Source organism: Thermoflavimicrobium dichotomicum (assembly GCF_900114055.1).
Classification (GTDB): domain Bacteria; phylum Bacillota; class Bacilli; order Thermoactinomycetales; family Thermoactinomycetaceae; genus Thermoflavimicrobium; species Thermoflavimicrobium dichotomicum.
The window spans coordinates 1-7,687 of the sequence record NZ_FORR01000040.1 but is presented as its reverse complement, the minus strand read 5'-3'; the positions used below and the strand labels follow the sequence as shown (position 1 = coordinate 7,687).

Sequence of the window (7,687 nt, the reverse complement as noted above, 5' to 3'; positions counted from 1 at the left end):
ACACCTAGTCGAAGGTTATAAGAGATTTTATTGGCTCATTCGCGGAAAAAAGATCCCAATTTGGCTCCTTGAATTAGTGAAAAAAACATACCTTAAACAAGTATCAGAGAAATTCTCAGTCAAGGATTTTGGTAAACAGTTTATGCAGATGTTTAAAAATAACTAGTTGTAGTAGAGCTTATTTCAAAATGAATAAGTAAAGAATAATTATTCATGATCCATATAGAAACAAAAAATTAAAGTAGACAAAAAACATTAGCAGTAAAAGTAATTATTTATATAAATTTACAGTTGACTGTTTAGTAGGAGTATGAACTAACTTACATCGAAAAAATTCAGTCTATTAATGTATTTAAAGTCCAAATGTGATGCAAAAACCTTTAAATAAGATTGCTTGTCGTTCGAAATGAACGACAAGACGGTGGAATTGATCCATCCAAGCAAAACAACGTTCGATTTTCCAGCGATGACAATAAAGATGACGTACATTTGAAGCACGTCCGTGCTTGATTTTTCGATGATTTCGGGTAGGAATGCAAGGTTTGATGCCACGTTTTTGTAGGCTCTTTCGAAAAGATTGACTGTCGTAAGCACGGTCTGCAATTAAGATCTTTGGTCGTGTTTTTGGTCTACCCAGGGTTGAGGAACACGAATCCCCCTCAATGTTTTTTCAGCGAGTCGGATTTCATGAGGTTGAGCACTGGCTATGTGGATGGATAAGAGAAGACCGTTTCCATCTGTTACCATCATTACCTTTGTTCCCTTTCCAACCTTGGTTTTTCCAACTGCATCGCCCTTTTTTAGCGGGAACAAAGGTTCCATCCAAAAAACAAAACTCCCAGTTGATTTTTTGTTGTTCATCGCACTGTTGGAGAAGTTTTCGCCAAATTCTTTCCCAAGTTCCGTCTTTTTGCCATTGCTTTAATCTTCTCCAACAGGTAACATAGGAACCGTAAGCCTTGGGCATGTCTGCCCAAGCACATCCTGTTTTCAGTACGAACACGATTCCATTTAATGTTTTCCTTGGGTCGACCAATGGTCGACCTCTTTTTTTCCCTTTTGGTAAAAGGGGTTCGATCAATTTCCATTGATAATCGGTTAACTCATGTCTGCTGTAATATTCCATAGTATTCATTATGATGCATAACTTCTCTTTTTGAAATATGCTCTAAAGGGGCTTGCCTTTTATCTGGCTTGCCCCGTTTCTTGTTGTGATAATTTGCGACAAAATCGGGGTCCGGCGATCCTTATTCGATCGATACTCCGATAAGGAGGCGCTGGAAGCGATCGAAGCCGCGGAGGGATTGCTCAAAGCGCCAATGATGAGCCCGATCGTACAGGATTTACTCAATGAGATCTCGCGGGATGCGAAGCAATACGCGAATAATCCGGGCGAGTGGCTGGAAAAGAACGCAGAAAAGGTCGATGAAGCCGAAAAAATCGAGAGAACAATCGGCACGCAGGCGACTAATTATCTGTTGTAAGGCGCTCGGGTGATGAATTACCTGTGTTTGAATCACTGTAACAGAGGGTAAACTGAGCAGAAGATGCGGATGAACCGCTGATATTACCCGAGGTAATAAGAGAAACAGTTTTTAAGTAGATTTCTCTTGTCGTACGGTACCAAAAATACCCGACAGCGCCGAAAATCACCCGCTCGCGCCCGATTTTAGAGAGCAGCCCCGAAAATTTTGGGCAGGCGCCCCGTTTGCCATTATTTTCCATCTTAGCCCCTACCGGCTCCGCGTTGGCCCCGCACTGGCCATCATTGTCCATTCGTTGGTCCGGCCGGGCTCGCCGGTATTAATAGCCGGTAATAATGCCGGTAGCAATAGCCGGTAATGATGCCTGGTCGGAATCGTCGCGGGACCGCTAGAGTCGACCAGTAATATTACCATTGGTAACATAACGAGGTAAGCGTTATAAAAGAAGGCGCATAAGGCGCCCTCTTCTCTTTTTCGGGCGGTTTGCGATACAAATGGCCTAATATACGCCTTTCTCAGCCGCGGAAAGAGCATGGAGGGCCCCATAGCACTCCCGGAAATTTTACGCTCACAGACACTTGGCGGCCGATTCATCGAACTCGTGACCTGCGGGCAATACTTTGCGATATTGGGCGCCTATCTTCCATCTATCAATTCTATGATATTATTTAGATACGCAATAATAATGAGAAAAATTTCTTCGAATCGAGGGTGAACTGCGATGGAAGAAGTTTTGACGATAGCGAGGCAAGTAGCCAAAGAGGCGGCGGTAGAGGCGGGGCGCCTGGCGAAGGTGCGTTTTTTCAGTGGATTTAAGACCCGGGAGAAAGGGGATTACGGCGACCTTGTGACGGAGGTGGACGAGGAGGCCGACCGGCTGATCGTAAACCGGATTCGGGAGCATTTTCCGGACCACAGGATCCGGAGTGAAGAGCAAGGTATGTCCGGTGAGGATGATGATTGGATGTGGTGGGTGGATCCTTTGGACGGGACCAACAATTATGCCCTGGGCATTCCCCTCTACGGAGTCTGCATCACCCTGTTCTACCGAGAACAACCCGTTCTAGGGGTAATCTACGATTCTCATCTGGAGAAGGTGTATACAGCGGAAAAGGGGAAGGGGCCTTGTGACGGCCATCCGCTTCACATGCGGAAAAAGCGATCATTTCCCAAGATGACCGTAGGTTGGATCCAGGGGCACCAGGTGCAGAAAGAAAGAGAAGCGATGGCGCTAAAGCAAGCTTTGGACGAGCGTTTCAAACGTGTACTCCGCCTGTGGGCTCCGTCACTCCTCTGGTGTATGGTGGCACGGGGAGACGTGGACGGAATCGTCCTCTACAATTCCGAAGGGGAAGATCTCTACGCCGGGGTGATGATGGTTCAGGAAGCGGGAGGCGCCGTCTTCGATTTTGACGGGCGGTCTTTTGATGGGATGAACCCAGAGCCGTATCTGGTCGCCTGTCATCCAGAGAATCGGGATTTATTTTTACATATGATCTGGGAAGTTTTGGATAGAGAGGGGAAGGGTGTTTAAACATCGTGAAAAACCGATCTTCTCCTATGTCCTGGTGATCACGGAAGATCTCCTCGCCGACCAGCAGGGGCGGTCTCGATCGTCCGTGGCCGTCTTCCCTTTTAAATGCCGATGCGGTAAAATCACCCGGGAAGGCCCAAAGGTAGCATCCGGTGAAATTGATGCCATCTGCCCAAGAAATGGGAAAAGCTACCCATGAGTAAATCAAAGGCGAAAGGATGATGGAAAATTTCATTAGAAATAAACAAAAAGTAAAAAGACTATTTTTTCAAAAATTAATTCTGTTAGAGAAGTTTAGTATTTGAAGATTATCTGTCGCCGCTTTCAATTTTTTTTGTACTTCTTGAAGTGTTTCGAAGTCTTGATAGGGTATGTATATTTTTTTATCTTGATATTGGATTTTAAGGATATCCCACTCCGGAAAAGGATACTCCTGCCAAAGCCAGGTAGCATCGTCCAGAAGATCATCTATAGATCCAGCACAGGTAACACCACAGTAGTCTATTCCTACTCTTTTTATATTTAGATTTGAGTTAGTTATAAGGTGTACAAAAAAATGAATAGCTTTAGGTGGATAACCTAACAAATGGCCTATTGTATAATGAAATTTCGAAGATCCGAATTCGATATTTTCAGCATCTTTTAGGTGATTCTTACATAGTTCTTTTTTGATTTCTTCATTCTGAAAGAAGATCCCGCCTTTTAAAGCTGGAAATTCCCTTTTTGAAATAAAAGGATATTTGTTAGCTATTTCATCAAATAGAGAGTAACCGGGAGTAAGCCACACAGACTTTCTTAGTCCTAGCAAAAAAGCAACTTCATTGCTTCCATAATAGGGCATAATTTACCCTCCTGAACAAAAATAAGGGAGCCTTTAATAGGGCTCCCTTTCATAATATGTTTTTTTTGGGTTTTGCTCAAGAAACTAGGCAATTGTTAAGTTGTGCTGGCAGTCATTACAGACAAAAGTAGTAGATGAAAATCCTTCGCGAACTTCAATATCATGGCTATCACATCGTGGACATTCTCCAGAGCGGAACTTTTCCTCATCTCTTTCAGTATCTTCATCAAACCAACCCATGATGAATGCCTCCTTTAATGAGATGAACAAGATAAATGAGATGAGCAAGATATAATATCCACATGAAAAGAAAGACTTATCTTACAGTTCATATTATAAATACGGCTACATGTAGTTACCAGTAGTTAAATGTGAAAAAAAAATATTTTATCATTAATTACAAGAGGAGGTATTATCATGGGAGATGATCGTGGCCTTAGGAATCGAAAACCTTTATCGAATGCTATTGATAAAAAACTGTGGTACATGTTGGATGAATTATCCAAGGAGACAAGGATTAATAAATCCAAATTATTAGATGAGGCTGTTGAGGATTTACTAAAAAAGTATGGGAAGTCTTTAAACAACGAACATGATGATGAGTGATCCAAACAAGTCACTCGTAGATATAATGAAAACCCAACCTGGATTTCTAAGCAAAAATCCAGGTTGGGTTATTACTGGTATCACCAAAAATTAAACGTTAATATTTTAAATATTGTTATATTTCTTTGCGTTTATTAGTATATTTAATTGTCACTCCTTTTACTAATTTTTGTTTCTACTTTATTTACCGCCTAGATCATCCAAACGATCTAGGCGGCCTTTTTTCTTTTTGTAACGGTTTACAAAGAGGACGTTAACGCCCCAAGAATCCCACGGCTTCAGCCGTGTGGAGTGTCAAATAGCCAGTGCTTTTTTTGCTCTTACTTTTTGACATACTCTATATCACCATATGGAACATCCACATGTTCAAATTTGTAGGAGATGCACAAGATATCTGCCCCTGGCTATGTCCTCAACTATGTCATCAATACTTGCCACACATTCAACACCACAAAACCTTAGTGCTATACGCTTTTCCGGAAAACGTTCATGATCGCCTGATGAAAAAAATCCACTGCTCTGGGAGGGTATCCCAAAATTGTACCAATTAATCGGTGATACTCCGGTGAATATTTTTTGATATGTACATTCGTTTTCAGATACTTTTCGTAGATCTCTTTTTTGAGTTCATCATCGTAGAAAAAATGTATTCGTCTTCGATCGGTGGGAATTCATCCTTGGTTATGTGAGGGTAGATTTTCAGCATAATCTCAAATCTTTTCCATTCGGGTGAGATTGATGTCTAGTGGCAGGTGAGTACATATCATTATAAACACCCCACCACGGGTAATTAGAAAATATGGATAGATTAGGGATATTCATACAATCCTCTTCCTTTGTTGTATCGTAACATATTCATAAAACGAGAGGAGGTTTTGTATGGCAGCAGTAAAAGTAAGCCCACAATTTCAAAGGCTTTGTCGCCAATTTGCACAAATCTTAGGTGGAGAACATGAGATTGAAGAAGGACCTGTGTGTTTTGTCAGTCGACCTAGGAGGTTTAATGCTACTATCTTAGGTAGACGTACAAATTCACCTTTGGTTAATTATCAGCTCTTTTCATTCGAATCTATCAATAAGTCGGGACGCGCACTATGCTTAGGTGAAACAGCAGTTTTTCAAAATCAGGCCAATCGTTTAATTTCAAATCTTCAAAAACGAGGTATTACCGCGACCGCACTTCATAATCACTGGCTGTTTGAGAATCCACGTATAATGTATATTCATTGGGAATCCATAGATAATCCCATCGCATTTGCAAGAAAAACGAAAGAGTCTATTGCTTTCTTAGGTTAGGCTCAACATGGCAACGTCTTTCAATTATAAAATGCGAGCGAGAAAACCCCTTAGCTTCAGCTATGGGGATGAGAGCGAGCGTCGGACGAGGGAGGGTGTTAAACTTTTTCGCAAGTCCGATAATATTGCAAATTGCTCTTTCACTAGGCTGAAAAGCGAAAAACAAGCAGTAGGCCTAGTTTGAAAAAAACTTTTCACCGCTGGACTCAGTAGATTAAATAATATATAAAAAAGGAATTACCTTTTTGGTAATTCCTTTCAGACTGTAGAAAAACCACTTCTGAACACGGCTTTCAGAGGTGGTTTTTTAATTGACTGATAAAAAAATCGATGAAGGCGACGGTTGTGCCATCGCCAATTGGCCAGTTTCTTTAAATTCATGGCAGCAAAAAGCAGCATCGCCTGCATCTGAACACGACGCTTCCCTCGAAGCGTCGTCCAACGCATCCCATGCTTCTCTTTCATATCGGCAAAAACTCGCTCAATCGTTTCTTTCCGTTGTTTATAAATTTGTTTATTCTGTTCCGTGTGCCGAAGATGTTCAGCTTCATCTAAATAGTCTTGCCAAATATGGCGCTGAATTTGCTTTGTATGGTTCCGGCTGTTCGTACATTGAGAAAGGAACGGACAATCTTTACAGATTTTTGGATCAGAAATGTACTGACGATAGCCTTCCCGAGTAGTTGTCCGGTAAGCTAACGTTTCATTAGCAGGGCAGATATACCAATCATAATACTCATCATAAACAAATTCATGTTTTCGAAAAAAACCCTTTTTCGTTTGGGATCTTTTATAAGGCATAACGGGACGAACTCCATCATCAAGCAAGATTTTGCTGATGTAAGGAGTTTTATAACCAGCATCAACAGCGACCGCTGTTGGCTGAGTAACCGTGAGTTTGATCTGTTCATAAAGAGATGGAAAGACCTGGCTATCGTGAATATTACTTGGCTCTACTATAACTCCCAAGACAAATCCATTCCGATCACAGCCAGTATGAAAGGAATAAGCAAAAACGGACTCTCGTTCATTTTTCACAAAGTATCCGCTATCTGGGTCCGTTGTGTTTTCCTTAACCTCTTTGACTTCAACGTTAGTCTTGGGAGCCAATATCTTTTTTCCGTTAGCCAATTGATCTTGATTGATTTCATTCTCAAGCTGTTCTTGGTAGGTTCGGGTCTGCGACCGAACCAACTTCTTCACATATTTCTTTTTATTTGCATTGGCTTTTACATGTGTTGAATCAATAAAGATGACTTCAGAATTGACAAAACCATGATCGATTGCTTCTTGTAAAATGCGATAAAAAATCACTTCAAATAGATCTGTGTCTTGGAAACGACGGACATAATTCTTTCCGAACGTTGAAAAATGAGGGATTTTCTCTGTGAGCCCATAGCCAAGAAACCAACGATAAGCCACATTGGTTTCAATCTCCTTAATGGTTTGCCTCATGGACCGAATGCCAAATAAATATTGGATCAACGCCATTTTGATTAAGACCACTGGATCAACACTGGGCCGCCCATTATCAAGGCAATAATAGTCTTCAACAAGGTCATAAATAAAATCAAAATCAATACTGTCTTCGATCTTGCGGACCAAATGGTCCGCAGGCACTAAATCATCTAATGCTATGATCTCAAGTTGATTTCTACCGCTTTTTCCATGTTTAGATAACACAAAAAATCCCCCATTTATCATTTTCTATTAATAAGATAAGATTCGACAAAAAAAGCTTGTCGACCTGTTGAAAAAACGACTTTGTCGACAAGCTGAGGAATTACCTTTTTGGTAATTCCTTTTTTATATATTCCTATCCTTCAATTTGTGTATTTGCATGAAGAGGTGGTGGAACTAGCCAACCTTTTTTCTTCATCAATTTTAACAATTTAGCTCCATATTGGGCTTCTTCCATATGAAACT

General features: G+C 41.1%; 10 protein-coding genes. 4 read left to right on the top strand and 6 right to left on the bottom strand.

Going from position 1 to position 7,687, the window contains the following annotated elements; translation table 11 throughout:
* Positions 1 to 352 precede the first annotated feature (352 nt).
* On the bottom strand, positions 353 to 610 hold the full coding sequence (locus BMZ78_RS19685; protein ID WP_425263953.1) for a transposase: 258 nt from the start codon (positions 608 to 610) through the stop codon (positions 353 to 355).
* A 75-nt stretch (positions 611 to 685) separates the two neighbouring features.
* Positions 686 to 1,135: an IS5 family transposase gene (locus BMZ78_RS17955; protein ID WP_093231765.1), complete on the bottom strand. Its 450-nt coding sequence runs from the start codon at positions 1,133 to 1,135 to the stop codon at positions 686 to 688.
* A 43-nt stretch (positions 1,136 to 1,178) separates the two neighbouring features.
* Between BMZ78_RS17955 and BMZ78_RS17950 the strand changes: the two genes are divergently transcribed.
* Positions 1,179 to 1,484, top strand: coding sequence for a hypothetical protein (locus tag BMZ78_RS17950; RefSeq protein ID WP_093231764.1), 306 nt, complete (start codon positions 1,179 to 1,181; stop codon positions 1,482 to 1,484).
* On the opposite strand, the gene BMZ78_RS18640 is transcribed toward BMZ78_RS17950, so the two are convergent.
* Positions 1,468 to 1,725 carry a hypothetical protein gene (locus tag BMZ78_RS18640; RefSeq protein ID WP_139203365.1) on the bottom strand — a complete coding sequence of 86 codons (258 nt, stop codon included), beginning with the start codon at positions 1,723 to 1,725 and terminating at the stop codon, positions 1,468 to 1,470. The genes BMZ78_RS17950 and BMZ78_RS18640 overlap by 17 nt on opposite strands.
* A gap of 480 nt (positions 1,726 to 2,205) precedes the next feature.
* Between BMZ78_RS18640 and BMZ78_RS17945 the strand changes: the two genes are divergently transcribed.
* Complete coding sequence (locus BMZ78_RS17945; RefSeq protein ID WP_093231763.1) at positions 2,206 to 3,018, top strand: inositol monophosphatase family protein; 813 nt, start codon at positions 2,206 to 2,208, stop codon at positions 3,016 to 3,018.
* Positions 3,019 to 3,286: 268 nt separating this feature from the next.
* Here the strand turns inward: BMZ78_RS17945 and BMZ78_RS17935 are convergent, their stop codons facing one another.
* Positions 3,287 to 3,859: a hypothetical protein gene (locus tag BMZ78_RS17935; RefSeq protein ID WP_093231761.1), complete on the bottom strand. Its 573-nt coding sequence runs from the start codon at positions 3,857 to 3,859 to the stop codon at positions 3,287 to 3,289.
* Between the two features lie 84 nt (positions 3,860 to 3,943).
* Positions 3,944 to 4,099 (bottom strand): hypothetical protein, encoded by a 156-nt coding sequence (locus BMZ78_RS18965; RefSeq protein ID WP_175482562.1) that lies wholly within the window; start codon positions 4,097 to 4,099, stop codon positions 3,944 to 3,946.
* Between the two features lie 177 nt (positions 4,100 to 4,276).
* Here BMZ78_RS18965 and BMZ78_RS17930 point away from each other — a divergent pair, with 177 nt between their 5' ends.
* Both BMZ78_RS17930 and BMZ78_RS17925 read left to right on the top strand, forming a co-directional pair.
* Positions 4,277 to 4,465, top strand: a complete 189-nt coding sequence (locus BMZ78_RS17930; protein ID WP_093231760.1) for a ribbon-helix-helix domain-containing protein — start codon at positions 4,277 to 4,279, stop codon at positions 4,463 to 4,465.
* 879 nt (positions 4,466 to 5,344) lie between these two features.
* A complete protein-coding gene (locus BMZ78_RS17925) occupies positions 5,345 to 5,761 on the top strand; it encodes a DUF1259 domain-containing protein (protein WP_093231759.1) in 417 nt (138 codons plus the stop codon).
* Positions 5,762 to 6,019: 258 nt separating this feature from the next.
* Here the strand turns inward: BMZ78_RS17925 and BMZ78_RS17920 are convergent, their stop codons facing one another.
* Complete coding sequence (locus BMZ78_RS17920) at positions 6,020 to 7,444, bottom strand: IS1182 family transposase (protein WP_245739937.1); 1,425 nt, start codon at positions 7,442 to 7,444, stop codon at positions 6,020 to 6,022.
* Positions 7,445 to 7,687 lie beyond the last annotated feature (243 nt).